This is a genomic window from Natrialbaceae archaeon AArc-T1-2, assembly GCF_030273315.1.
Classification (GTDB): domain Archaea; phylum Halobacteriota; class Halobacteria; order Halobacteriales; family Natrialbaceae; genus Tc-Br11-E2g1.
Genome location: NZ_CP127174.1, coordinates 2,691,632 through 2,714,663, shown reverse-complemented (window position 1 = coordinate 2,714,663; position 23,032 = coordinate 2,691,632). Strand labels below are relative to the sequence as shown.

The following is a 23,032-nucleotide window of genomic DNA, read 5'->3' as shown; positions in this document are numbered from 1 at the left end:
GATACGACGAGAGTCCGGAAAAGGTCACCTCTCGAAAGTGCAAGCTCCCATCACTCGAGTGTGATATCCGCCCGGCGCAACAGCTGGGCGTTGATCGCGACGATCACCGTACTCGCGGACATGAGGATCGCGCCGACGGCCGGCGAGAGCAAGACACCAACCGGTGCGAGCACGCCCGCCGCAAGCGGGAGTGCGAACACGTTGTACCCCGCGGCCCAGACGAGGTTCTCCTGCATCTTCCGGTAGCTCTTCGTGCTTAGCCGCACCAGATGGGCGACGTCGCGAGGATCGTTCTCGACGAGGACGACCTCGGCGGACTCGACCGCGACGTCGGTCCCCGAGCCAATGGCGATGCCAACGTCCGAGCGGGTGAGCGCGGGCGCGTCGTTGACGCCGTCGCCGACCATCGCCACGAGCTTGCCCTGGTCCTGGAGCTCGACGATCTTTCCGTCTTTGTCCTCGGGCAACACCTCCGCGAAGGTGGTGTCGATGCCAAGCTCGTCCGAGACGGCACGCGCGACGTCCTCGCTGTCGCCGGTCAGCATCGCCACCTCGAGTCCCATCTCGTGGAGGGCGTCGATCGCCGCGTAGCTCTCCTCGCGGATCACGTCCGCGAGCGCGATCGCGCCGGCGGCCTCGCCGTCTGCCAGCAGGTAGACCACGCCCTGGCCGCGCTCGCCGGCCTTGTCGGCGAACGCCACGAGGTCGTCGCCGGGGTCGACCTCGAGCTCCCGGAGGAGGTTCGGGCCGCCGACGTGGACGGTCTCACTGTCCTCGACTGCGTCGCCGCCGGGGATCGGCGCGTCGGCCTCGATCGTCGCGCGCACGCCCCGTCCCTCCAGCGCCTCGAAGCCACGGGCGTCGGGGACCGACAGCTCGCGTTCGGCAGCCGCCTCGCGGATCGCCTGGGCGATCATGTGCTCTGAGTCGCCCTCCGCAGCGGCCGCGAGTGCGATCACGTCGTCTTCGTCCCAGCCGTCGGTCGTCGCGACGTCGACGACGCCGTGTTCGCCCTCCGTGAGCGTCCCCGTCTTGTCGAAGACGACGGTATCGAGGGTGCGCGCTTGCTCCATCGCGATCCGATCGCGCACGAGCATCCCCTCCCTGGCTGCCATCGAGGTGTTGATCGCGACGACCAGCGGAACGGCGAGTCCCAGCGCGTGCGGACAGGCGATGACCAACACCGTGACCACGCGCTCGACGACCGCCAGGCCGAAGCCGACCGCGGCGGTCCAGCCGACGGCGGTGACCACAGCCACGCCGAGTGCGGCGTAGAACAGCCAGCCCGCGGCCCGATCCGCGAGCACTTGCGTCTTCGAGCGGCTCTCCTGGGCCTCCTCGACGAGTCGCATGATCCCCGACAGCGTCGTCTCCTCGCCCGTGGCGGTGACGCGAACGCGCAAACTGCCGCCCCGGTTGGTCGTGCCGCCGATGACCTCGTCGCCGGGTTCTTTCGTGACCGGCGTCGACTCGCCCGTCACCATCGCCTCGGTGACGTTCGACTCGCCCTCCTCGACGACGCCGTCGGCCGGCACGTTCGCGCCGGGTCGGACGAGTACGAGGTCCTCGGCCTCGAGGTCGTCGACGGGGACCTCCTCGGTCTCGCCCTCGCGGTCGTCCGTAACCCGCTCGGCGGTGTCGGGCAGCAACTCGGCGAGTTCGTCGAGCGCGCCCGAGGCCCGCCGGACGCTTCGCATCTCGATCCAGTGGCCAAGCAGGAAGATGACGATCAGGGTCACGAGCTCCCAGAAAAAGGGCTCGCCGATATCGAAGGCGACTGCGGCGGCGCTGTAGACGAACGCGACGGTGATCGCGAGCGAGATCAGTAGCATCATCCCGGGCTCGCGGTTGCGGGCCTCGACTGCACCCATCCGGAGAAACGGGATTCCACCGTAGGCGAAGACGGCGACCCCGAGGGCGGGACCGACGAACTCGCTGCCCGGAAACGCGACGGCAGTGTAGCCGAACCAGTCCTGGAGCATCGGGCTGTAGTACAGGACCGGCAGCGAGAGTACGAGACAGACGAAAAACCGCTTTCGAAACATCGCCTCGTGGCCCGAGTGATCGACGTGGGCCTCGTGGCGACCCTCGTCGTGCTCGTGCTCGCGTTCGGGTTCGCGTTCGCGTTCGGGATCGGCGCGTTCGTCCGCCCGCTCGAGTCGCTCGGCCTCGGTCGCCGTCAGCCCACACATCCGACAGCACGGACAGTCCCGATCCGTCGGCTGCTCGCCCCGGGCGAGTCGTTCGCGGTCGCCGTGGGAACGCCGGTGTTCGGGACCGGACATCTCACTCCTCTCGCTGCAGCCGTCGTCGTCGTTCTTCGAACTCCTCCTCGGAGATTTCACCCCGGGCGTAGGCGATGCGGAGCTCCTCCATCGCGGCGTCGTCTCGGGAGTCCGGGCTGGCGATCACCCTGTAGACGAGATAGCCGATCGCGACCACGACTAACAGCGGAACCAGCCACGCGAACAGCCACCCCCAACCCCAGCCGACCCCGTTCGTCGCGTCGACCCACGGCCCGTGAGCCCCCATCATCGGCGTCATGAACAGCATCATCACGATCGGCGCGAGCAACAGGATCGCTATCACGAGCACGACCAGCCGCACGAGGTCGTCGGATTCACTCACGTCGACTCACCTCGTACTCGTCGGCGGCCGTCGTGCGTAGTTCGTCCCATGGTAACACATAGGAGTTCTACACTTTTGCCGGTTTCCCCTTCGACGCTTCGGGTACGGGGGTGATCTCTACCGAAGAATCCGAACGTTCGCCGTCGTAACGCCGAACGCTCCAAACCCTGCTATCGCCGAGGATGAGAATCGACGCTAGTGCGTTTCGGTCGAGTGTTTATTCGTCCGTCTCGACGTCCTCCTCGTCGGATCGGGGTGCGTTCTGTGTTCCGAGGTCGTCGCCCTCGTCGACTTCGTCGGGATCGCGGCCGATCCGCTCGAGTTCGTCTTCGATCTCTGCCTCGCGTTCTGCCTCGAGCTCGTCTGCGCGGTCGGTATCGTCTTCTGCCATACGAGGCGATCCGGCACGGAGGCGTTTGGTCGGCAGGCCGTCACACGCAACGACGTTGACTCGACGACTGGTCACCGAACAGAAAGACAGATAAAAGACGCTCCGCTCGCAATAGACGGATATGGACGTTCCGTACGACCTCACCTCGTACGTTCGGGTGCTGAAAATGGCGACGACGCCCACGAAAGAGGAGTTCCTCCAGGTGGCGAAAATCGCCGGCGCGGGAATCCTGCTCGTTGGCTTCATCGGCTTTCTGATCGGGACCGTGATGATGCTCCTGACGGGAGGGTTCTAATGAGTATCTACGCCGTCAAAACGACCGCGAGTCAGGAACGCACCGTCGCGGACATGATCATCAACCGCGAGGAGGATGCGGTCCATGCCGCACTCGCACCCGATTCGCTGACGTCGTACGTAATGGTCGAGGCGGACGACAACGCGGTCTTAGAGCGCGTCCTCGACGACATCCCCCACGCCCGCAGTATCGTTCCCGGCGAGTCAGACATTTCGGAAGTCGAACACTTCCTCTCGCCCAAGCCGGACGTGGAGGGAATCGCCGAGGGCGACATCGTCGAACTCATCGCCGGCCCGTTCAAAGGCGAGAAAGCACAGGTCCAGCGCATCGACGAGGGCAAAGACCAGGTGACGGTCGAACTGTACGAGGCGACGGTCCCGATTCCAGTGACGGTGCGGGGCGATCAGATTCGCGTTCTGGACTCCGACGAGCGATAGCGAGTCGGTTCGATCGCCGCGAGCGTACGAGCAGCGGAGTACGAACGTGTGCGGCTTTACACTCGGTATCTAGCGTCGTGAGCGTGCTCGTCGTCGGCTACGGTTGCGTGTTCGGCGACGACGAATCGGACCTCGATCGAGACCTGATCCTCGGCGTGTGGCTCGATCGCGGCCACGAGCCGCTCGGTCAGACCTGGCTCCGGCTCCGCGTCTGGTCCGGTGATCGTGACGACGACTTCCTCGATCGATCTGACTGGATAGTCGTCGTCGAATTCGACCGTCACCGACTCGGCCTCGAGGCCGTCGTACGCCGGATCCGCGAGGACGCCTTCGACTTCCGTCGTGGCATCCGACTCGAGCTGTGTGGCCTCGAGTTCAGCCAGCGTCGCGCCCGCGAGGGGAACGAGTAGGACGACCATGATCGTCCCGAGGATGGCCGCGAACGTCAGCGCCTGCTTGCGCGCTCGCGGGACGTCGAACAGCCCGGGCGGTCGATACTCCCCGGCCCAGAGGGTGAGCAACGCCGCGAGGTTGATCGAGAAGGTGTTCACGAGCATGAGTACCGTTGCACCGATGGCCGCACCGTACATCTCCCAGGCGACGGCGATGCCGGCCGCGGCGGCGGGCGGGATGAGCGCGGCGGCGATCATGACGCCGACGATCGCTTCGGACAGTTCCCGCGTGAGACTCAACACGCCTGCGACGCCAGCGCCGAGTGCGATCACGAGTGAGAGAAGGTTCGGCGCGACGCGTTCTTCGAGTTCTGCGACGCCGACGAGATCGATCACGCCCGGCTCGAGGCCGGTCATCCGCGTGAGACCGGCGAGAGCGATCGATCCCAGTACCGCGATGGCGAGTCCGCTTAACTGATACGAGAGGCCGGTCGAGCGCAGTTCGGCGTCGGCGACGACGGTGCCGACGCTCGCTGCGAGTGCCGGACCGATAAGCGGCGCGATCACCATCGAGCCGACGACGACCGCCGGCGAATCGAGCAACAGGCCGGCGGTCGCGACGAGCGCGCTGATGAGCGTCATCGTCGCGTACACCGGAAACGACGGCGTCAGTCCCGCCGCTCTCGCCTGCAGTTCCTGTCTCGAGAGCCGTTCGCCGCCGCGTTCGATACGTTCGCCGCGTTCGGACGCCACGTCGAGCGGGCTACGATCGTCGAGAGCGATCTTCTCGGCGTCGATGACGGCGACGTTCGCGTCGCTGCCGATTTCGACCTCACCCAGCCGATCGAGAACCGTTTCGACGGCTTCGCCAGAAAGCGGGAATCTGACGGCTGCGGTGTAGCGCTGCCCGCCGACCGTGTCGCTCACGACGTAGTGTATCCCTTCGTCGTCGAGAACCTCGAGGACGTCCGCTCGACGACCGGCCGGAATCAGGATCTCAACGTAGCGCACGGGAGAGCGTATGACAAGCCATTATATACAAGTTGTCGACAGGTGTAACGAATTACAACGACGACGAATTATCAACCGTCGTGTGAGCGCTGATATCCCCGGTTCGAACGGGAACGAAAACGGGACTACCGTTTCAACTCGTCAGCGATCGCTTGCATATCCGCGATATCGGTGACGTCCTCGAGTAGCTGTTCACGCTGGCGCACTTCCGCGGAGCTGGCCCCGTAGGCACGGACGTACTCGGCTCGACTGTGTTCGGTAAACGCGTGTCGAATCGCGAGGTAGCCGTCGGGGACGATCGTCCCACATACCTGACACTCGTGACGTTCGTGTTCGTTCACCTGGTGGACGATCAGCGACTCGACGTCGTCGAATCGTCCGCCACAGCCGTCGATGCCGCATTCCCAGGGCATACGTTGTCTTCCTCGACTGTCCGTCCTAAAGGTCTTTTCGTCATACCGAACGATCGGCAATCAGAATCCCTAACTCTCCGGTCCGGAAATAGACGGTCGTGAGCGACACCGACGAGTTTCGGGTCGACCCCCACGTGAAGGTCCTCGACGAGCAGGTCTGCCGGCGGGCACGGAACGCGGGCCTCGACGCGATCGTCTACGCGCCCCACTTTACTCGCCTCCCCGAGATCCGCGCTCGAGCCGAGGCCTACTCGAGTCCGGAGCTGCGCGTCATTCCCGCTCGAGAGATATTTACGGGGTCGTGGCAAGATCGCAAACACGTCCTCGCGATCGGACTCTCCGATCCGATCCCGGATTTCATCTCGCTCGAGGCCGCGATGGCCGAGCTCGACCGCCAGGGTGCAGCCGTCCTCGCCCCTCACCCGGAGTTTGCGACCGTAAGTCTCACCGAAGCCGACCTTCGCGAGCACCGTGACGTCGTCGACACGGTCGAGGTCTTCAACCCGAAACACCTCCCGACGCACAACCACCGGGCCCGGACGCTCGCCGAGGATCTCGACCGACCGCCGTTTGCGTCCTCGTACGCCCACCTCCCGGACAGCGTCGGCGTCGCCTACACGGCCTTCGAGGAACCGCTCGAGGACGAGGCCGACCTCGTGGCCGCCCTCGCAGACGGCGTTGCCCGACGGGCCGTCTACCGAAACGGGTTCCGCCGGTGGCGAACCACGGCGGCCGAGCTCGCTCACCTCTGCTGGGAGAACTCCTGGCAGAAGATCGACCGGCTCTTCTTACAGGGGATCGAGCCGACCCATCCCGATCATATCGCTTACGACGGCAAGTTCGACGACGCCGCAGTGTACTGATCTGCCGGCCACGGACCCGCAAGCCTAGAGATACCCGAGGTCGGCGAGTCGATCCTTCGTCGACTCCCGCATCGAGACGTCTCCGGTCGCCGTCTCGCTCTCGAGCCCGTCGAAGCGCTTTTCGAGCCGTCGTCGCAGCGTCGCCGCCGTCTCGGGGTCGTCGTCGCTTCGGTCGACCGCCTCGAGCGGGTCGGTCGCGACGTGATGGAGCCGTTCGAAGCCGTCGTCGCCGGTGACGTACTTGTACTCGTCAGTTCGGATCGCCCGGAGGCGGCGGTCGAACTCGTAGACTCGCTCCGGGAGCGTCCCGAACCGATCCTCGAGCCGCTCGATTGCGGGCTGGGGAGCGACGTACTCGGCGACGACGGCGTCGCGGGGCTCGCCTGCGGCGACGGGATGGAGCGATCGACCGCGGCTCTGTTTGCGCAGTCGCGGATCGTCGACGCCGGCCGTCTCGAGCAGCGTCTCGGGAAGGTCGAGCAGCTGTACGAGTTCTGTTCGCTCGGTGCCGCCGGTGAACGGGCCGCCGTGACAGACCAGCGGAACGTGCAACAGCGTGTCGTAGAGGTTGTACTGGTGTCCGAAAAAGCCGTGTTCGCCGACGTTCTCGCCGTGGTCGCCACAGACGACAAACAGGGTGTCCTCCCAGCAGCCGGCGTCGGAAAGCGCCGCTTTGAGTCGCTCGAGTTGTTCGTCGACGTAGGCGAGTTCACCGCGGTAGAGCCCCCGTAGCAGGCGGAAGTCGCGCTCGTCGAGATCGTAGTCACCGACGTCGTACGCACGGGGGTCCTGTCGGAGCTCGGTCGCCTCCTCGTACGTTCCGTCGGGGAGAAACCGCTCGGCGTGTCTCCGGGGTGGATCGTAGTCGATGTGGGGTTCGATGTAGTTACAGAACAGGAAGAACGGACGGTCGGCCTCGCGTTCTGTGAGCCAGTTCCGGACCCAGGCCGTCGTCCGGTCGGCGCCGTCGTCGCCCTGTGGCTGTACCACCTCGCTGTAGAGCAGGTTGGCCGCGTTGACCAGCGGGTTCCCCTCGAAGAGCCGTTCGCGGGCCGCCTCGAGTTTCCACCCGAGGTGTTCGGCCCGGGACACGGCGCCCATGTCGGCCTCGGACTGGAGGTACTGCCAGCCGCGTCGCAGCGTCTCGAATCCCCGCTCGAAGCCGAATTCGTCGGTGATCCAGGTGTTGTTCGAGACACCGACGGTCTCGTAGCCGGCCGCGGAGAACGCCTCGGGTAGCGTCCGAAGCGACGCTTCGAGGTAGGGGTGACCACCGTGTGCACCGTGTTCCGACGTGTACGTACCGGTAAATAGTGCGGCGTGGGAGGGAACCGTCCACGGTGCGGTCGCGAACGCTCGTTCGAACGTGGTTCCGGTCGACGCGAGCGTAGACAGGGTCGGGGTCGTCCGCTCGTCGACGTCTCTCGCGCGTGCCGTATCGAGAACGACCAACACCACGTTCCGCACAGTTTCATGTGACTCCATCACACAACCGTTGGACTCGCCCATGGTGGCGGACTCCACCGTCTGCGGGGAAGGCCACCTGCCCGGCCTATGCAGGTCATTCAGGATATCACCGTCTCTCGTCCCGGAGATCCGGGTTCGGATCCGGATCGAGCCGTCCGACGGTCGTCGCGCGTTCTCGAGCCGATGTCCGAGAGTATAACACGCCCGACGCCCTCGGTCGAATCGATGCGGGCCTATCGGATCGCCTACGACGGTACGCCCTTTTATGGCTTCCAGCGCCAACCCGACGTCCCGACGGTCGAGGACGCGATCCTGAACGCACTCGAGGACCTCGACGTGATTGCGCCAGACGAGGACATCCCAGACGGCTACGCCGCCGCGGGCCGAACCGATGCGGGCGTCTCCGCGAGCCGTCAGACGATCGCCTTCGACGCTCCCGACTGGCTCACCCCGCGAGCGTTCAACGGTTCGCTCCCGCCGACCGTCCGCGCCTGGGCGAGCGTCGACGTCTCCGAGACGTTCCACGCGACCCATCATGCGAGCCGACGCGAGTACACGTATCATCTTTATGCGCCCGTCGACGCCACGGTCGAGGCCGACACGACGACCGTCGACGACGACCGGTTCCACGCCGCACTCGAGGCGCTGTCGGGAACCCACGACGTCTACAACCTCACGTCCGACGATCGAAACACCGAGCGGAGCCTCTCGCTGTCGGCGACTCGCGAGGACGAGTACCTCGTCGTGACCGTCCGTGCCGGCGGCTTCTGTCGCGAACTCGTTCGACGGCTCGTCTCGCTCGCCCACGCCGTCGGGACCGGCGATGCCACGCTCGAGAAGGTCGATCGCACGCTCGCGCCCGAGCCGCTGCCGGGCCACGAAGGCATCCCGTCGGCACCGCCCGAACCGCTCGTGTTGACCGACGTGGCGTACCCCGACCTCTCGTTCGAGGCCGATCCGGAGGCGGCTGCGAGCGCCTGCGAGGTGTTCGGGCGGCACCGAATCGAACGCGAGACGGCCGCCCGAGTGTCGCGGACGATCCACGAGGTCGTCGATAAAACGTTTTGACGGAGCCACCCCCAGTCGGCCCATGAACCTGTCGCCAGAGGAGTACGGAGCCTACTGGGGAGCGTCGATCCGCGTCGCAGTCGGCGTCCTCGTCGTCTTCTTCGGCTACCGGCTCGCCGATCCGTTGCTCTCGCATCCCGAGGCTGGTGCGACTATCCTCGGGATCGTTCTCACTGTCGGCATCGTCCTCGCCGGCTCGTTCATTACCGTACTCGGGATCGCCCGCGTCGTGCGAACGGCCGTCGACGCGGAGATGCGACGGTGAGAAGTACCGGCGACTTCGACGAGGTCGCTCACAGCAGTCCCAGCCCGTACCCGACCGATGCGAGCCCGACGAGGACAACGAGAACGGCGACGGCTTTCGTGACCCGGACCCGATCGGCGTCGTCGACCTCGTCGCTCTCGATCGGCGCTATCCCGCGCTCGTGCTGAACGGCGACGATCGTCGACGCGTAGCGAACCCCACAGACGCCAAGAACCACGAGCACCGTGCCGAGAACGAGGAAACCCGTCATCGTCATCGATCCGGTGTCGACGCGACGAAGCGACCGTTCGGTTGCCAGCGGACGGACGGTTCTCCGATCACGCTCGCGTCACCGCCAGCCGCCGTTTCGGTCGTCGTCTCGGTCGTCGTCCCAGTCGCTCGATTCCCGATTACTGTCGTCCCACTCACTCGAGTCCCAGTCACTCGTCTCGTCCCAGTCGCTCGATTCCCAGCCGTCTTCGTCGTCGTCTCGGTCGGTGACCGTCTCGTCATGCCGGTCGCGGCGTCGGTCGGTTCGTCGATCAGCCCGTTTCTCGTCCCGGACCGTCTCCCGTTGGTCGGGGATCAGGTCGAGTTCGCGGTTCGTGTCTCCGAGTACGAGCAACGCGTAGTATCGCAGGTACGAGTAGACGGGTACCTCGATGAGAGCGACGAACAGCAGGAACGACACGAACCCGACGAGAGCGACGATCACCGCGAGGACGATCCCTGCCGTTCCGAACGCGAGCAGGACGAACGCGACGAGTCCGACCGGGATCCCGATCACGAGCAACCCGAAGATTGCGAGGATCCCGACGGCGATGCTGATCACGATCTGAAGGATCCACACGAGCAGCAGGTAGACGGCGTACTCCCCCAGGCTCGACCGAAGCGTCGGCCAGAAGCGACCCCACGCCGAGAGCACGCCCCGGTCCTCGAGTAGCATGACGGGCGCGACGAAGACGGTGGTAAACCGCATGACGATCACGTACGCGATCGACAGGGGGACGGCGAGCACTGCGAGCAACGCGAGCAGCCCCGCCGCGTCCGTTATCCCGTCGGCCGTCAGGATGGCGGCAGCCGCCGGAACCGCGACGATTCCGAACGAGACGAGTCCGACGAGCGCCCGGAAGAGAAACAGCCGGAGCCCGCTGCCGAGGTTCTCGCGCGCGTATCGTCTCACACGGACCTCCGTCGTACGGAGCGATTCGATGAAGACGAAGTCCATGATCGCACGGAGCAACGCAAACAGCAGCCACAACGAGACGCCAGCGACCGCTACGACGGCACCGATCATCAGGAGGTCGTCTACTGGCACCTCCTCTTCGATCGGCTCCGGCTCCACCGCCGGATCGTCGACGACCATGCCGACGTCGCCGGTCGGAACGCCGGGTCCGCCGAAGCCGAGTCCGCCGACGAAAAAGACGACGATCATCAGCCTGAGCCAGAGCCCGAGCCGGACCGGCGTCAGGAACTCCCGTGTCAGGTCGATCGCATCACCCAGGTCGTCGACAGCGTGCATTCGTCCCCGGTTTTGCTCGCCTCGAGTAAAGCGTTACTGATGCTTCGACTCGACTACGGCGTCGCGAAACGACGCCGGGACACGGATCGACGCTCGCGGTCTCCGATGGATCGAACCCACCCCATGACGGAACGTCTTTAGGCCCAGCCCGTGCCCTCTCGCTCATGGACGTCGACATCGGCAACGCGCTCGCGTCGGTCGCCTCGCCGGGCGTCTCGAGGGAATCCCTCGAGCGCCTGGACGAAGACGTCGCGCGCGCTCACGAACGCATCGAGACCGGCCGAAAAAACGACGAGCACGGCTACGCCGCGTTGAACCTCCCCGAACGAACCGATCCCGACGAGATCCGGGCGGCGGTCGAACCGGTCACAGACGCCGAGGCGATCGTGACCGTCGGCATCGGCGGCAGCGCGCTGGGAGCTGCGACGATCACCGACGCCCTGGCGGGTGATGCCGAGACCGTCTTTCTCGATAACGTCGATCCCGCCTGGGTGACAGCCCGCCTCGAGTCGCTGCCACTCGAGGAGACGGCGATCAACGTCGTCTCGCGCTCGGGCACGACCGCCGAGACGCTCGCGAACTTCCTCGTCGTTCGCGACGCCTTCGAATCAGCGGGTGTCGACTGGACCGAGCGAACGATCGTCACAACCGGCGAGTCCGGTCCCCTGCGAAAGCTCGCCGCCAGTCACGACCTGCCCGCGCTGAAGGTCCCAGATGGCGTTCCCGGCCGGTTCTCCGCGCTATCTGCCGTCGGGATGGTCGCCGCGGCCGTCTGCGGGACCGACCTCGAGGCGCTGCTCGAGGGCGCACGGGCGGAGGCGGAGACGCTTTCGGGCTCGCTGTTTTCGTGTCCGGCCTACGCCTACGGCGCGACGGCGTACGCGCTCGATCAGCGTGGGGCGTCGGTGAACGCGATGATGCCGTACGCAGAGAGCCTCGAGACGTTCGCCGAGTGGTTCGCCCAGCTGTGGGCCGAGAGCCTGGGGAAAGACGAACTCGGCCAGACGCCGGTTCGAGCGCTCGGTGTGACCGACCAGCACTCCCAGCTCCAGCTCTATCGGGCCGGTCCGCGGGACAAACTCGTCACGTTCGTCACGCCACGGGAACGTCCGGATCGGACGATTCCCGAGACCAAGATCGACGACCTCGCGTACCTCGGCGGCTCGGGACTCGACGAGTTGCTCGAGGCAGAGTTCGAGGCGACCGAGGCGAGTCTCGCCGTCGCCGGCCGGCCGAACGTCCGGATCGAACTCGAGGCCGTCGACGCCTACGAACTCGGCGGGCTGTTGTACGGCATGGAGGCGGCCTGCGTGCTCGCGGGTGAACTCTCCGGCGTGAACGCGTTCGACCAGCCCGCCGTCGAGTGGGCGAAGAAGGCGACGCGGGGATTACTCGGCGGCGGTGACTTCGAGGAGGCAGCGGCCGTCGACGCGAAGGAGACGCTTCGGGTCGAGCGCTAAGGGACAGCAGAAGCTGTGGCACAGGCGGTGAACCTATGAACGTTCGATCCAATGAACACGTATGACCGAGACTGTCCGAGCAGACGACACCAACCGCGGGTTCGACCCCACCGTCGGGATTGGGACCGTCCTCGCGGGCGTCGCGTGGGTCGGCGTCGCGGTGCCCATCCGACAGGGCGACGGCGAGCCCGTCGTCTGGGCCGCACACCTGTTCGCGGTCGTCGCCACCGCCGTCTTTCTCGGACGTCGATACGATCTCATCGAACGACGTCCCGGCGCGTCGGTCGCCGCCGGCTCCAGCCTCGCCGTCGTCGCCCTGGCAGGGTACGCGTTGAACCAGGGGGTAACTGGCCACGCTACGCTCCCGCTTGTGGGGTCGTCCCCACTCGTCTTCACGACGGTTCTCGCCGCCGGGGGTGCACTCGGCATGGCCATTGCCGACTACGGCGGCGTCACCGCCACCGGACTCAAGCGACGGGCCGTGACGACGATCGGTCTCTCGATCGTCGGTGCGATCGGACTGTTCAGTGCGCTTTTGACCACGTCAGCGCTGTCGATTCCCGCGTTCGTCGTGATGGGTGAACTCACCCAGACCCAGCAGACGGCGCTTGGCCAGTTCGGGATGGCATTCGGGACGGCGGCCGTCGCGGTCGGCTACCTCCACGCCACCGGTCGTCCCTTCTCGTTCGTCGACCTCGAGTGGCCCGACAGGTGGGACGTCGTCTGGACCGTCGGCGGCGTCGGCGTGTTGTTCGGCGCGTTGATCGCAGTCAGTATCGCCCTGGCCCAGACCGGAGCCGAGACCGCGACCCACAGCACCGTCGAACAGGCCCAGGAGACGCCGGAGATCCTCTACGTGTACATCCCCGCCTCGATCCTGATCATCGGCCCGTTCGAGGAGCTACTCTACCGGAACGTCATCCAGAAGTCGCTGTACGGTGCGTTCTCCCGTGGCGGTGCGGTCGTCGTCGCGAGCGTGATCTTCGCGGGCGTCCACGCCCCGGCGTACGCCACCGGCGCTGCAGGTGCCGTTCTCGCCAGTCTCGGCGTCGTCTTCAGCCTCTCGATCGTCCTCGGGACCATCTACGAACGAACCGATAACGTCCTCGTACCCGGGCTCGTCCACGGCATCTACAACGCGGTGTTGTTCGCGAGCGCGTACGCCACGTTCGCTTGAGACCGGGCGTCGAGGCCGAGCGAAGCGCACTCACTGGCGTCACGCGATATCGTCCCAGTCAGCAACCCTGGCAGTCGATCCTGTCCGTTCGATCGGCCGACCGACGGGCGAACTCCGAAAGCGGACGCGTCGTTTCCGGACGGGTGGAGCGAAACGACGACTCGCTCGAGTCAGCTCGAGTTCGGATTCTTGCGGGCGAGATCCGAGCCACAGATCGGACAGCGATCCTTCTCTTCGTCGTACTCTCGGCCACAGCCCTGACACTGGAACAGCCACTCTCGCTGTTCGGTGATGCCCTCGCGGGCGATGAACTCGACGTCGACGTTTAGTTTCTCGGCGACGTTTTGCATCGCGTAGTCGTCCGTGACGAGGGTGCCGTCGAGTTCGAACGCCGCGGCGATCAGCCGAACGTCGGTCTCGGAGAGTACCTCGAGGTCACCAGATTCTTTGGCCGCACGGCGGACTTTCTCGGTGGTGTCTCCGTTCGGAATGTGAATGTGCATTCCCGACCCCTCCATCGCGTCGTAGCGATAGGCGCTCTCGTCTTCGAGTTCCTCGCGGACGAGCGGGATCGTTGCAGTCTGTTCTGTCGTGTGGTAGTCGTGGATAAAAGCCGACGAGTCGAGGACGTGCATCCGTTATCGTTGAACGACGATGTAGTCTTTGACCGCCTGCACGCGGTTGACGGGAACCCGCAGCCGACCGGCGTCGTCCCGGTCGAACGACACCGACTTCTCGGCGAGTGAGTCGTCGGGGTCGACGAGGAGGTCGAAAAGCTGTCCGGACTTGAGATCCATCGTGACGTTGTAGAGCATGCCGAGCTCGGTTCCGTCGGATCCCATGACGGCTTTACCCGAGAGGTTCTCGGCGAGTATGTCGCTCATGCGTCCCAGTACTTACTAATCGGTATTAAACGCCACGGGGTCGTCTGACGTCTGTCGTCGCAGCGCTGGCCAGTCCGGTAACGCCGGAGATGTCGTGGCCCGTCGTACTGTGACCGCCGTGACGATGGGTTTAACTACTGCGCTACGGACGTTCAAGGTAAGACCTTCTCGGGTGGTTTACCATGTCGGACACGGACACACGCGACCCCACATCTCTCAGGACCCCGATCGTCGCCGTCCTCGGACACGTCGATCACGGCAAGACCAGTCTCCTCGATACGATCCGCGGCTCCGCGGTCATCGAGGGCGAAGCAGGCGCGATCACCCAGCACATCGGTGCGACCGCCGTTCCGCTGGACATCGTCTCGAAGATGGCGGGCGAACTCGTCGACCCCGACGACTTCGATCTGCCCGGCTTGCTCTTTATCGACACGCCGGGCCATCACTCCTTTACGACGCTTCGCTCTCGCGGCGGGGCGCTCGCAGACATCGCCATCCTCGTCGTCGACGTCAACGACGGCTTTCAGCCCCAGACGCTCGAGGCGCTCGACATCGTTAAGCGCACCCAAACGCCGTTTATCGTCGCCGCGAACAAGATCGATACGGTGCCGGGCTGGAACCCGACCGAGAACGCGCCGATCAACGAGACCTACGAGGCCCAGTCCGATCGCGTTCAGTCCGATCTCGACGAACGTCTCTACGAGATCATCGGCTCGTTAAGCGACGAGGGCTTTTCTGCGGACCTGTACTGGCGAGTCCAGAACTTCCAGCGAAACATCGGCGTCGTCCCCGTCTCCGCGATGACCGGGGAAGGCATTCCGGACCTGCTCGCCGTAATGATGGGTCTGTCCCAGCGATACATGAAAGAGGAGATGGAAATCGACGTCACCGGCCCCGGCGTCGGCACCGTCCTCGAGGTCAAAGAGGAGAAGGGGTTCGGAACGACGATCGACACCGTCCTCTACGACGGGACTGTCCGGGCAGACGATACGCTCGTCGTCGGCGGGACGAACGACCCCATCGTCACCGACGTCCGCGCACTCCTTCAGCCCCGGCCGCTGGCGGAGATCCGCACCGAGAGCCGGTTCGAGGACGTCGAGGAGGTAAGCGCTGCGGCGGGGATCAAAATCGCCGCGCCCGATCTGGACAAGGCGATGGCCGGCGCACCCGTCCGCGTGGTCCGAGACCGAGATCTCGAGGACGTCATCGACGAGGTCGAGGCCGAACTGGCAGAGATCGCCGTCGACACCGCCGAACGGGGCGTCGTCGTCAAGGCAGACACCCTGGGCAGCCTCGAGGCGATGGCGGACGCCTTAGAGGAGGCAGAGGTTCCGATCGTCCGCGCAGAGGTCGGCGACGTTGCCCCGCGTGACATCTCCGTCGCCTCGACCGCCGACAATTCCAAACAGCAGGTCGTCCTCGGGTTCAACGTCGAGGTCCTTGAGGACGCGAAACGACGGGCCGAGATCGACGACGTCGAGCTGTTCGTCGACGACGTCATCTACCAGCTGGTCGAAGAGTACGAGACCCACGTCGAGGAGATCGAACGCGCCCAGCAGGATACTATCCTCGAGAACATCACCCGGCCGGCACGGTTTCGAATCCTCAAGGATCACGTCTTCCGCCAGAACGATCCGGCCGTCGTCGGCGTCGAGGTCAACTCGGGCACCCTCCAGAAAAACAGCAACGTGGTGAAATGGGATGGCAACGAGCCCGAACGCGTCGGCGAGGTCAAGGGCATCCAGGAACAGGGCGAGGACGTCGACGAGGCCCGGGCCGGCAACCGCGTCAGCGCCGCCATCGACGGCCCCACGGTCGGCCGGGGGATCGAGGAAGGCGACGAACTCTGGATCGAGATACCCGAGAAACACGCGAAGATCCTCGAACAGGAACTCGCCGAGGAGATTCCAGGCGACGAACTCGAGGCGTTGAACATGTACCTCGAAAAACACCGCAACCGCGACCCGTTCTGGGGCAAGTGACTGCCCTCGATGGAAAGTGGGGACAGAGACGACACCGCAGGCGGCGAGTTAGCAGTTCGAAAACGTTCCACAGCCGACCGCGACGAGTTTGCCCTGTCGTGCGAGTCGGTGACACGCTTTCTCGACCGTCGCCGGATGCTCCTCGAGTCGCCGGGACAGGTCGGTAACGTGTAGTTCGCGGTGTTTGGACAGCTCCGCCCGGATCGTCGCTTCCACCGACGTCGTCCGGTCTCCGGTCGTGTGTCCGTCCGTCTGGGCCATCGTAGATCGTGCGTTGGTTTCGGTCATACACCGAGGTAGCGTTCTGGGACCAATTAACACGGTGTCTGATTCCCAGATTGTGAGAATGCCAGACTGCGGCCGGATGGGCGGACAGACCGGAACCGAACGGATCGGCGGTATCTCGAAGACGACTAGCGTGCCGTCGGCGTTACGCCCCGGTTCATCGCCAGTTTGACCTGTAGTGCCGCGCTCGCAGCTAGCCCACGGGCCACCTCGTCGCGCTCGTCCGTCGAGATTATCTCGTCGGCCTGGTCCCCGAGGTCGGGTGAGAAGCCGGCGCTGACCGGACGGCCGACCGGCGGCTGGACGGCGACGGTCACCTGCGGACCGCCGACGCCGTGTGAGATTTCAGAGTCGACGACGTACTCGTTGGGAAGTAGCTCACGGGTTCGTGCGGCAATCTGTGAGACGTCACGGTGAAGCGTTCGTTTCTGATCGCCGGAGATCTCCGGGACGTCCGCCGATGCTCGCTGGCCAGCTCCCGTCACACCCGGCAGCCCTGCGTACGGCGTATTGCCATTCATGAGAAATCGCTACTGATCATAGTTGGCCGGGCCGTAAAAAGCGTTCGCCTCGAGCCGAGTTACCACACCGGGAGAACGTTCGGGGGGTGGACCGACCCCCCGTCTTATAATTAACCAGAGTGTGGTAATACACCTAGTACAAACAAGATTGTAAGTACCCACATATAGGGAAGCTTTACCAGTGATCGCACTTCTGTGGAAGGTATGAGCATGAGTACTGCTGACGATGCTACCACCGATGCCGAAGAGACGCTTTCCGAGACCGAATACCACGACCGTCTTCGCGAACTTCCACCGAGTGCGAAACTCGTCGCGAAAGTTCTCGAATCCGACTCGCCACTCTCGCAGGGGCAACTCGCCGAGGAGTCGCTGCTTCCCGACCGGACCGTCCGGTACGCGTTGAACCGACTCGAGGATGTCGACCTCGTCGGTTCCCGATACAGCTTCCAGGACGCACGCAAGCAGGTGTACTACCTGAAACACTGACCTCACTCGTTTTTCGTACCCACCTCGTAGCCGACGGCACCTCACCGCCGTCGTCCGTTCGTCGACGGGAATCCGATACTCACTTCCTCCCCGGTCGACGACGGTTTCGTATGGACGTCGTCCGCGTTCCAGTGACGACCGCAACGCGTGCACCCAGTGGACAGACGAACGTCTACGTCGTCGGACACGATCCGGCGGTGCTCGTCGACCCCGCGGGCCGGACGGACGCGCTCGACCGACTGGTTCGAGCTCGTGGCGTCGAGCACGTCCTCGTCACCCACGCCCACCCCGACCACGTCGGCGATCTCGACGCGTACGCAATGGAGACGGCGACGGTCTGGGCGCGGACGAGTCACGTCGATCGATTTCGGGAGGCGGCCGGCGTCGAACCCGACCGACTCGTTCGGCCGGGGGCGACCGTTCCCTGCGGCGACGACGAACTCAGGATTCTCGACGCGCCCGGTCACGCGCCCGACCACGTCGCCGTGCAAGTCGGCGAGGGTGGACCGATCTGTTGTGGCGACTGCGTCCTCGCCGATGGAAGCGTCGTCGTCGGCGCACCCGACGGCGACATGCGTGCGTACCTGACGACGTTGCGTCGCCTGCGGGCGGTGGATCCACCACGGCTGCTGCCCGGACACGGTCCCGTCATCGACGATCCCCGGGAGCGCCTCGAGCGCCTTCTCGCCCATCGCCTCGAGCGCGAACGCCGAGTGTTGGCGGCCGTCGAGTCGGGCGCGGAGACGCTCGAGGAAATCCTCGAGGACGCATACGAGAAAGACCTCGCGGGCGTTCGTGACCTCGCCCGGGCGACGGTCCGTGCTCACCTCGAGAAACTCGCCGTCGAAGGGCGAATCGCGTGGGACGGCGAACGGGCTCGATCCCGATAGCGGCGGACTTTTGCGCGTCGGCACGAACGAACGAACGTGACTTCCCTCGAAGACGACCTCGAGCGCGCCCGCGACCTCGACGCCGGGGAGCTGGCCGACGCTATCGAGTCGATCGGCTTCGAGTGTACTCGCTGTGGTGCCTGCTGTACGCGTGAGGGTGCAGACGAGCACACCGCAACGATCTTTCCAGACGAGGTCAGAGCGCTCACGGACGCGACCGACCAGGAGTGGCGCGACGTCGCCCGACCGATGCCCTATGGGCTGTCCGAGACAGGAGACGGCAGCCTCGAGGGCGAGACCTTCGAGTGGGCATTACAGACCGACGACTGCGGCGACTGCGCGTTCTACGAGGAAACCGACGACGGTGTCGGCGCGTGTCTCGCCCACGACGATCGACCGTTGATCTGTCAAACGTACCCGTTCAGCGTTGCCATCGACGGCACGAGTCAGCCGATGGGCGAGGCCGTCGACGAGACCGGGGTCGTTCGCGCCCACGAGTGCGACGGGCTGGGACGGGACATCACGCGGGCAGACGCCGAGGAGCTTGCGCGCGCGTTGAAAGAACGAGCGATTCGAGAGCTCGAGGAGGCAATCGCCGTCCGGGACGCCTACGAGCCGGCCGACCCCGACCCCGGCGAGATCGTCGTCCACGATTCCGAAGGGCCGAAGCGGTCGGACGGGTCGGCACGCGAGACGCGCTAGAACGTCTCCTCGATGATCTCGCCCACCGCGAAGTTGGACTTGACCTCGCTGATCTCTATTTTGACCCGCTCGCCAACCTCTGCGCCGGGAACGATGATGACGTAGCCACGCTCGACGCGGGCGATACCGTCACCCTGTTTGCCGATGTCTTCGATTTCGACGTAACGCGTCTCGCCGACCTCGACCGGTGGCTGGGGCTCCGAGGGCGCGCTCGGTTTTTCCGTGGCGGTGTCGGCGTCCTCGCCGTCGCGGTCGCGCGAGATCAACGCGACGCGGTAGACCTCACCCGGATCGATGTCGCCAGTTTCGACCTCCCGCTTCGGTACTTCGATGACGTATCGGTCGTTCTCCTCCGAAACGTCCGTGCTGAACAGACACAGGAGTTTGTCAGATATCTCCACAGTGAGACCCTCTGGTTCCAGTCAGAAGCCCATCCATATTAGAACTACCGACCTCGGACGGATATTCGGTGGCAAGCGGCCCCGGGCCGTCCCTACACGCGCTCGAGCGAACTAACCGTCGCGAACTGCGAGACGTCGACGTCAGCGTCGAGATCAGCCTCGGCGACGGAGTCGTAGGGTCGGTTCACCACGATGTTGCCCGCTCGCCGTTTCCCGAGACCGGGAACGGCCGTGAGTTCGTCCATCGAGGCGGCGTTGAGATCGAGTGGGTAGGGGACACCGGTGACCGACCGGTAGCCGTGATCGACGACCGCGACGTCTCGCCGTTCCTCGAGCGGGTGCTCGCCGGGGATCGCAACGAGCAACGGGTACGTCCCCAGCTGACGGCCGAACGTCTTGCCGTCCTGGTGGTACTCGAGGTGGACGTCCGGCAAGACGGTGCCCGGCGGGGCGACCCGTTCGAGCATCGGGTTGTCGATCTCCTCGCGGACCTGTCGTTTGTAGGACTTGAACAGCTTCTTGTGTTCGTTCGCAATCTCGGCACCCGTCTCGGACATCTCGGTGCCGGCGAAGGCCATCACCTGTCGGATGTTGATCCGCCGGAGCATCAGTCCCTCGTCGTAGACGTTCCAGAGGAACTCGAGGTTGTGCTCGTAGGTTTCCTCGCGTTCGCCTTTGAGCCCGTGAACGAGGTTGATCCCGGGAAGGAGTTTGGGGAGCCGGATCGGGTCGTCTTCGCCCGTGACGCCTTCCTGCGGATCGTCCGGACCGCCCGGCCGCCAGCCACCTTCCTCGTTGACGATCCGGACCGCCTCGAGACACTCCGTGGCGGAGACGTTGAGATCGTTCTCCTCCTGGACGACCGGGTCCGCGGACTCGAGGCCGAAGGCGGCCGTATCCCCGGGCGTGTTGTGATCGGCGATGATCCGGATCCCTTCCCTGGATTTTTCCGGCCAGTTCACGATCGTGATGGGGTTCATATTGTCCAGATGCAACGTCTCGAGGTCGGGTGCGACCGTCCGGATCCCCTCGTATAGCTCCCGGAGGGCGTCGGGGTTAGGCGCTTCGCCGTCGCCGCCGTAGGCCAGGATGTCCGCCTGCCGGCCGAGCCGGAAGTGTTTCACCCCGTGGTCTGCGAGGGCATCCACTTCGGCGACGACCGTCTCGGGCGGGCGGAAGTCGGGGTTGCCATACAGTGGCTCGGTACAGAACGAACACCGATACGCACACCCCCTAGAGGTCTCGAGTTCACAGATAAGGTAGTCGGGGTGGTTGGGGTGTTGTTCGACGACGAACGCGCCCTTGTGCGCCCACCGAGTGACCTCGCTGACGTCGCGCATCCGGTCGCCGAAACCCTCGAGGCCATTCGCGACGAGGTCGTAGGCGGCGGCCTCGACGTCGCCTTTCGCGACGAAATCGAAATCGAGGTCCTGGCGTTCGGTCTCGATCGCCCCCTCGTTTGCGTCGCCGACGCCGAATTTGACGGGGCCACCCATCAGGGTCGTTCCGCTCGCCGTCCAGGCGAGTTCGCGCACCTCGTCGGGTTCGGCGGGCGTCCCGCCGACGTAGTTGCCGGGGACGGTCATCCCGCCCAGGTAGATCAGCAAGTCGGCGTCGTCGACGTCACGGAAGCGGTCGGGCTCGTCGCGGAGGCCGTCGATCGTGTGGTAGGTGATCCGCTCCGGCGGGACGCCGGCATCGACGAGCGCACCGGCCGTGTACCGGGGGTACGTCGAGACGTACGGCGGGACCCCGAAGTGTGCCGGTTCGTCGACGTAGCCGTCGACGATCGTCACCGAAAGCGTCTCGGGGTCTGTCATAGCTCGCCGTAGCCGCTCGAGGCGTAAAACGGTGACTACACGACCGTCGCGGGTATCACAGCCGTCGTTGACGCTGTGGCTCCCGTCGCGGCGACCGATCGTCGACTCGCCTGTGTTCGCGGACGATCTCCTGGGTCGAGAGCAGATCCTCGAGTGTGAGAACCCCGACGACGCTTCCGTCCTCGACGACGAGCAAGTGCTCGCTCTCGCTCTGTTGGAGTCGCTGAAACGCGGTCATCGCGTCGCTGTCGGCCGAGATTCGCTCGAGCGCATCAAACGACGTCATGACGTCGCCGACGCGTGCGGCCACTCGCTGTGTTCGCTCGAGTTCCTGGACGTCTTCGAGCGTCACGACGCCGCCGATCTGTCCGTCCCTGACGACGGGGTAGTACGTCTGGCGCTCCTGGAACATCCGCTCGAGGAGCCGATCGACCGTCAGTTCGGGCGGCACCGTCGACAGCTCCGAGGCGCGTCGCATCACGTCGCGAGCCGTGAGTCCGTCGAGCGTCGCATCGAGCATCATCTGGCGGCTCTCGGCCGTCGCGGCGATGTAGACGAAAATCGCGATGGCGACCCAGAAGACGTTGACCGTGGCGAGTCCGCCGAGTCCGAGCAAGATCGCGAACCCCTTTCCGACCAGCGTCACCACCTTCGTCGCGCGAACGTAGCTCATCGACCGTGCGAGAATCGCCCGGAGGACGCGCCCGCCGTCGAGCGGAAACGCTGGAAGCATGTTGAAGACGGCCAGCCCGACGTTCAAGAGCGCGAGATACGCGAGTACGAAGGCGGTGACGTCCATCCCGGCCGGCACCACGAGTAAGGCGAGATAGCAGACGACGCCGACGGCCAGACTGACGATCGGACCGGCGATAGCGATCCAGAATTCGTGACGCCAGTCCCGCGGTCGATCGACGAGCTGGGCGACTCCGCCGAGCAGCCAGAGAGTGATCGAGTCAATGTCGTAGTCGTAACGGAGCGCGACCAGCGCGTGGCCGAACTCGTGGAGCGCGACGCCGATGAACAGTCCGATGGCCGCGAGGAGACCGACGATCAACGGCCACACGACACCGGCAAGCGCATCGGCCGCGATGTCCGTCCCGAACACCTGGTTCAGGATGGGTACGACGGTCTCGATCTGTGCGCCGATCACCCAGGCGAACAGGGGTAACACGAGCAACAAGGTGACGTCGAGCTTGAGCGGGATCCCGAACGCCTGGCCGATGCGATAACTTTTGAACATCCAGTCTCGTACCTCCGAATAGCGCAACGGACCGCAAAAAGGTCACCCTCGAGGCCGACGAGTGCGAACCGAACGAAAACGCCGGTCGTCGGTCGCCGACGGACGATCGCGTCGCCAGGATCCGTAGGCTGATTGTCGTCGCGCGAGTATCTGCGTCCATGCCAGCGACGCTCGAGGTCGTCTGTACCGACGACGACTGCACCCTCGACATGTTCGAGTTACACTACACTTACGAGATGCCCGACGAGACGACGGTCGCGGACTTCGCGTGTCCGTACTGCGGGACGACCGAGGCCCTCGAGGCGATCGACCTCTGACAACGACGGCCGTGAGTCGGGAAATCGTCTGACGTTTATTTTATTCAAAAACGATATGAACGCGGCTACCATAGAAGGGGATGCGAATGACGCAACCCGCTCTCAGTCGCCCCCGCTTGCGTCCGGCTCGGGCTCG

General features: G+C 65.1%; 27 protein-coding genes. 12 read left to right on the top strand and 15 right to left on the bottom strand.

Features of this window, described 5'->3' with window-relative positions; genetic code table 11:
- Window positions 1–50: 50 nt before the first annotated feature.
- From QQ977_RS13975 to QQ977_RS13965, 3 genes are all read right to left on the bottom strand, one after another.
- Entirely contained in the window at window positions 51–2,285 is a 2,235-nt protein-coding gene (locus QQ977_RS13975) for a heavy metal translocating P-type ATPase (RefSeq protein ID WP_285926386.1), read from the bottom strand.
- 1 nt (window position 2,286) lies between these two features.
- Window positions 2,287–2,628, bottom strand: coding sequence for an SHOCT domain-containing protein (locus QQ977_RS13970; RefSeq protein WP_285926385.1), 342 nt, complete (start codon window positions 2,626–2,628; stop codon window positions 2,287–2,289).
- A 217-nt stretch (window positions 2,629–2,845) separates the two neighbouring features.
- Window positions 2,846–3,019, bottom strand: coding sequence for a hypothetical protein (locus QQ977_RS13965; RefSeq protein WP_285926384.1), 174 nt, complete (start codon window positions 3,017–3,019; stop codon window positions 2,846–2,848).
- A 121-nt stretch (window positions 3,020–3,140) separates the two neighbouring features.
- Here QQ977_RS13965 and QQ977_RS13960 point away from each other — a divergent pair, with 121 nt between their 5' ends.
- Both QQ977_RS13960 and QQ977_RS13955 read left to right on the top strand, forming a co-directional pair.
- Window positions 3,141–3,314 carry a protein translocase SEC61 complex subunit gamma gene (locus QQ977_RS13960; protein ID WP_285926383.1) on the top strand — a complete coding sequence of 58 codons (174 nt, stop codon included), beginning with the start codon at window positions 3,141–3,143 and terminating at the stop codon, window positions 3,312–3,314.
- On the top strand, window positions 3,314–3,751 hold the full coding sequence (locus QQ977_RS13955; RefSeq protein WP_285926382.1) for a transcription elongation factor Spt5: 438 nt from the start codon (window positions 3,314–3,316) through the stop codon (window positions 3,749–3,751). Before QQ977_RS13960 ends, QQ977_RS13955 begins: the two co-directional genes overlap by 1 nt.
- A 56-nt stretch (window positions 3,752–3,807) precedes the next feature.
- Here the strand turns inward: QQ977_RS13955 and QQ977_RS13950 are convergent, their stop codons facing one another.
- Both QQ977_RS13950 and QQ977_RS13945 read right to left on the bottom strand, forming a co-directional pair.
- Window positions 3,808–5,154: a TIGR00341 family protein gene (locus QQ977_RS13950; protein WP_285926381.1), complete on the bottom strand. Its 1,347-nt coding sequence runs from the start codon at window positions 5,152–5,154 to the stop codon at window positions 3,808–3,810.
- Between the two features lie 125 nt (window positions 5,155–5,279).
- Window positions 5,280–5,567 (bottom strand): DUF7565 family protein, encoded by a 288-nt coding sequence (locus QQ977_RS13945; protein ID WP_285926380.1) that lies wholly within the window; start codon window positions 5,565–5,567, stop codon window positions 5,280–5,282.
- A gap of 98 nt (window positions 5,568–5,665) precedes the next feature.
- Between QQ977_RS13945 and QQ977_RS13940 the strand changes: the two genes are divergently transcribed.
- Window positions 5,666–6,430, top strand: coding sequence for a PHP-associated domain-containing protein (locus QQ977_RS13940; protein WP_285926379.1), 765 nt, complete (start codon window positions 5,666–5,668; stop codon window positions 6,428–6,430).
- 24 nt (window positions 6,431–6,454) lie between these two features.
- Here the strand turns inward: QQ977_RS13940 and QQ977_RS13935 are convergent, their stop codons facing one another.
- Window positions 6,455–7,939, bottom strand: coding sequence for a sulfatase (locus QQ977_RS13935; protein WP_285926378.1), 1,485 nt, complete (start codon window positions 7,937–7,939; stop codon window positions 6,455–6,457).
- A gap of 183 nt (window positions 7,940–8,122) precedes the next feature.
- Between QQ977_RS13935 and truA the strand changes: the two genes are divergently transcribed.
- Window positions 8,123–8,965, top strand: coding sequence for a tRNA pseudouridine(38-40) synthase TruA (truA, locus tag QQ977_RS13930; protein WP_285926377.1), 843 nt, complete (start codon window positions 8,123–8,125; stop codon window positions 8,963–8,965).
- Window positions 8,966–8,987: 22 nt separating this feature from the next.
- Window positions 8,988–9,230: a hypothetical protein gene (locus QQ977_RS13925; RefSeq protein ID WP_285926376.1), complete on the top strand. Its 243-nt coding sequence runs from the start codon at window positions 8,988–8,990 to the stop codon at window positions 9,228–9,230.
- Between the two features lie 28 nt (window positions 9,231–9,258).
- Here the strand turns inward: QQ977_RS13925 and QQ977_RS13920 are convergent, their stop codons facing one another.
- Entirely contained in the window at window positions 9,259–9,486 is a 228-nt protein-coding gene (locus QQ977_RS13920; RefSeq protein WP_285926375.1) for a hypothetical protein, read from the bottom strand.
- A 72-nt stretch (window positions 9,487–9,558) separates the two neighbouring features.
- Window positions 9,559–10,731: a DUF7544 domain-containing protein gene (locus QQ977_RS13915; RefSeq protein ID WP_285926374.1), complete on the bottom strand. Its 1,173-nt coding sequence runs from the start codon at window positions 10,729–10,731 to the stop codon at window positions 9,559–9,561.
- 164 nt (window positions 10,732–10,895) lie between these two features.
- Here QQ977_RS13915 and QQ977_RS13910 point away from each other — a divergent pair, with 164 nt between their 5' ends.
- Both QQ977_RS13910 and QQ977_RS13905 read left to right on the top strand, forming a co-directional pair.
- Entirely contained in the window at window positions 10,896–12,191 is a 1,296-nt protein-coding gene (locus QQ977_RS13910; protein ID WP_285926373.1) for a glucose-6-phosphate isomerase, read from the top strand.
- 61 nt (window positions 12,192–12,252) lie between these two features.
- Window positions 12,253–13,368: a CPBP family intramembrane glutamic endopeptidase gene (locus tag QQ977_RS13905; protein WP_285926372.1), complete on the top strand. Its 1,116-nt coding sequence runs from the start codon at window positions 12,253–12,255 to the stop codon at window positions 13,366–13,368.
- 170 nt (window positions 13,369–13,538) lie between these two features.
- Here QQ977_RS13905 and QQ977_RS13900 read toward each other — a convergent pair whose 3' ends face one another.
- Both QQ977_RS13900 and QQ977_RS13895 read right to left on the bottom strand, forming a co-directional pair.
- On the bottom strand, window positions 13,539–14,003 hold the full coding sequence (locus QQ977_RS13900; RefSeq protein ID WP_285926371.1) for an NOB1 family endonuclease: 465 nt from the start codon (window positions 14,001–14,003) through the stop codon (window positions 13,539–13,541).
- A 3-nt stretch (window positions 14,004–14,006) separates the two neighbouring features.
- Window positions 14,007–14,252 (bottom strand): PRC-barrel domain-containing protein, encoded by a 246-nt coding sequence (locus QQ977_RS13895; RefSeq protein ID WP_285926370.1) that lies wholly within the window; start codon window positions 14,250–14,252, stop codon window positions 14,007–14,009.
- Between the two features lie 182 nt (window positions 14,253–14,434).
- Here QQ977_RS13895 and infB point away from each other — a divergent pair, with 182 nt between their 5' ends.
- Window positions 14,435–16,234, top strand: coding sequence for a translation initiation factor IF-2 (gene infB, locus QQ977_RS13890; RefSeq protein ID WP_285926369.1), 1,800 nt, complete (start codon window positions 14,435–14,437; stop codon window positions 16,232–16,234).
- 48 nt (window positions 16,235–16,282) lie between these two features.
- On the opposite strand, the gene QQ977_RS13885 is transcribed toward infB, so the two are convergent.
- Together QQ977_RS13885 and QQ977_RS13880 are read right to left on the bottom strand one after the other, a co-directional pair.
- Window positions 16,283–16,522: a hypothetical protein gene (locus QQ977_RS13885; protein WP_285926368.1), complete on the bottom strand. Its 240-nt coding sequence runs from the start codon at window positions 16,520–16,522 to the stop codon at window positions 16,283–16,285.
- Window positions 16,523–16,647: 125 nt separating this feature from the next.
- Window positions 16,648–17,040 (bottom strand): DUF5811 family protein, encoded by a 393-nt coding sequence (locus tag QQ977_RS13880; protein WP_285926367.1) that lies wholly within the window; start codon window positions 17,038–17,040, stop codon window positions 16,648–16,650.
- A 204-nt stretch (window positions 17,041–17,244) separates the two neighbouring features.
- Here QQ977_RS13880 and QQ977_RS13875 point away from each other — a divergent pair, with 204 nt between their 5' ends.
- The 3 genes from QQ977_RS13875 (at window position 17,245) to QQ977_RS13865 (ending at window position 19,118) form a co-directional block, all read left to right on the top strand.
- Window positions 17,245–17,526: a MarR family transcriptional regulator gene (locus QQ977_RS13875; RefSeq protein WP_285926366.1), complete on the top strand. Its 282-nt coding sequence runs from the start codon at window positions 17,245–17,247 to the stop codon at window positions 17,524–17,526.
- 110 nt (window positions 17,527–17,636) lie between these two features.
- Complete coding sequence (locus tag QQ977_RS13870) at window positions 17,637–18,416, top strand: MBL fold metallo-hydrolase (protein ID WP_285926365.1); 780 nt, start codon at window positions 17,637–17,639, stop codon at window positions 18,414–18,416.
- Window positions 18,417–18,452: 36 nt separating this feature from the next.
- Entirely contained in the window at window positions 18,453–19,118 is a 666-nt protein-coding gene (locus QQ977_RS13865; protein WP_285926364.1) for a YkgJ family cysteine cluster protein, read from the top strand.
- Here the strand turns inward: QQ977_RS13865 and QQ977_RS13860 are convergent.
- The 3 genes from QQ977_RS13860 to QQ977_RS13850 form a co-directional block, all read right to left on the bottom strand.
- The gene (locus tag QQ977_RS13860; RefSeq protein ID WP_285926363.1) at window positions 19,115–19,519 is read right to left on the bottom strand and encodes a TRAM domain-containing protein; all 405 of its coding nucleotides are present in this window, start codon (window positions 19,517–19,519) and stop codon (window positions 19,115–19,117) included. The genes QQ977_RS13865 and QQ977_RS13860 overlap by 4 nt on opposite strands.
- Window positions 19,520–19,611: 92 nt before the next feature.
- Complete coding sequence (locus tag QQ977_RS13855; RefSeq protein ID WP_285926362.1) at window positions 19,612–21,339, bottom strand: radical SAM protein; 1,728 nt, start codon at window positions 21,337–21,339, stop codon at window positions 19,612–19,614.
- A gap of 55 nt (window positions 21,340–21,394) precedes the next feature.
- Entirely contained in the window at window positions 21,395–22,579 is a 1,185-nt protein-coding gene (locus QQ977_RS13850; RefSeq protein ID WP_285926361.1) for a site-2 protease family protein, read from the bottom strand.
- 158 nt (window positions 22,580–22,737) lie between these two features.
- On the opposite strand from QQ977_RS13850, the gene QQ977_RS13845 reads away from it, so the two are divergent.
- A complete protein-coding gene (locus tag QQ977_RS13845; RefSeq protein WP_285926360.1) occupies window positions 22,738–22,896 on the top strand; it encodes a DUF7559 family protein in 159 nt (52 codons plus the stop codon).
- The last annotated feature ends 136 nt before the right edge of the window (window positions 22,897–23,032 follow it).

Bases quoted from the DNA above. Each gene is read 5' to 3' on its own strand.
- QQ977_RS13960 (WP_285926383.1), top strand. From the start codon at position 3,141: ATGGACGTTCCGTACGACCTCACCTCGTACGTTCGGGTGCTGAAAATG.
- QQ977_RS13855 (WP_285926362.1), bottom strand. From the start codon at position 21,339: ATGACAGACCCCGAGACGCTTTCGGTGACGATCGTCGACGGCTACGTC.
- QQ977_RS13915 (WP_285926374.1), bottom strand. From the start codon at position 10,731: ATGCACGCTGTCGACGACCTGGGTGATGCGATCGACCTGACACGGGAG.
- QQ977_RS13870 (WP_285926365.1), top strand. From the start codon at position 17,637: ATGGACGTCGTCCGCGTTCCAGTGACGACCGCAACGCGTGCACCCAGT.
- QQ977_RS13920 (WP_285926375.1), bottom strand. From the start codon at position 9,486: ATGACGATGACGGGTTTCCTCGTTCTCGGCACGGTGCTCGTGGTTCTT.
- QQ977_RS13935 (WP_285926378.1), bottom strand. From the start codon at position 7,939: ATGGGCGAGTCCAACGGTTGTGTGATGGAGTCACATGAAACTGTGCGG.
- QQ977_RS13895 (WP_285926370.1), bottom strand. From the start codon at position 14,252: ATGAGCGACATACTCGCCGAGAACCTCTCGGGTAAAGCCGTCATGGGA.
- infB (WP_285926369.1), top strand. From the start codon at position 14,435: ATGTCGGACACGGACACACGCGACCCCACATCTCTCAGGACCCCGATC.
- QQ977_RS13945 (WP_285926380.1), bottom strand. From the start codon at position 5,567: ATGCCCTGGGAATGCGGCATCGACGGCTGTGGCGGACGATTCGACGAC.
- QQ977_RS13965 (WP_285926384.1), bottom strand. From the start codon at position 3,019: ATGGCAGAAGACGATACCGACCGCGCAGACGAGCTCGAGGCAGAACGC.
- QQ977_RS13975 (WP_285926386.1), bottom strand. From the start codon at position 2,285: ATGTCCGGTCCCGAACACCGGCGTTCCCACGGCGACCGCGAACGACTC.
- QQ977_RS13845 (WP_285926360.1), top strand. From the start codon at position 22,738: ATGCCAGCGACGCTCGAGGTCGTCTGTACCGACGACGACTGCACCCTC.
- QQ977_RS13905 (WP_285926372.1), top strand. From the start codon at position 12,253: ATGACCGAGACTGTCCGAGCAGACGACACCAACCGCGGGTTCGACCCC.
- QQ977_RS13910 (WP_285926373.1), top strand. From the start codon at position 10,896: ATGGACGTCGACATCGGCAACGCGCTCGCGTCGGTCGCCTCGCCGGGC.
- QQ977_RS13875 (WP_285926366.1), top strand. From the start codon at position 17,245: ATGAGCATGAGTACTGCTGACGATGCTACCACCGATGCCGAAGAGACG.
- QQ977_RS13955 (WP_285926382.1), top strand. From the start codon at position 3,314: ATGAGTATCTACGCCGTCAAAACGACCGCGAGTCAGGAACGCACCGTC.
- QQ977_RS13880 (WP_285926367.1), bottom strand. From the start codon at position 17,040: ATGAATGGCAATACGCCGTACGCAGGGCTGCCGGGTGTGACGGGAGCT.
- QQ977_RS13850 (WP_285926361.1), bottom strand. From the start codon at position 22,579: ATGTTCAAAAGTTATCGCATCGGCCAGGCGTTCGGGATCCCGCTCAAG.
- truA (WP_285926377.1), top strand. From the start codon at position 8,123: ATGCGGGCCTATCGGATCGCCTACGACGGTACGCCCTTTTATGGCTTC.
- QQ977_RS13885 (WP_285926368.1), bottom strand. From the start codon at position 16,522: ATGACCGAAACCAACGCACGATCTACGATGGCCCAGACGGACGGACAC.
- QQ977_RS13925 (WP_285926376.1), top strand. From the start codon at position 8,988: ATGAACCTGTCGCCAGAGGAGTACGGAGCCTACTGGGGAGCGTCGATC.
- QQ977_RS13900 (WP_285926371.1), bottom strand. From the start codon at position 14,003: ATGCACGTCCTCGACTCGTCGGCTTTTATCCACGACTACCACACGACA.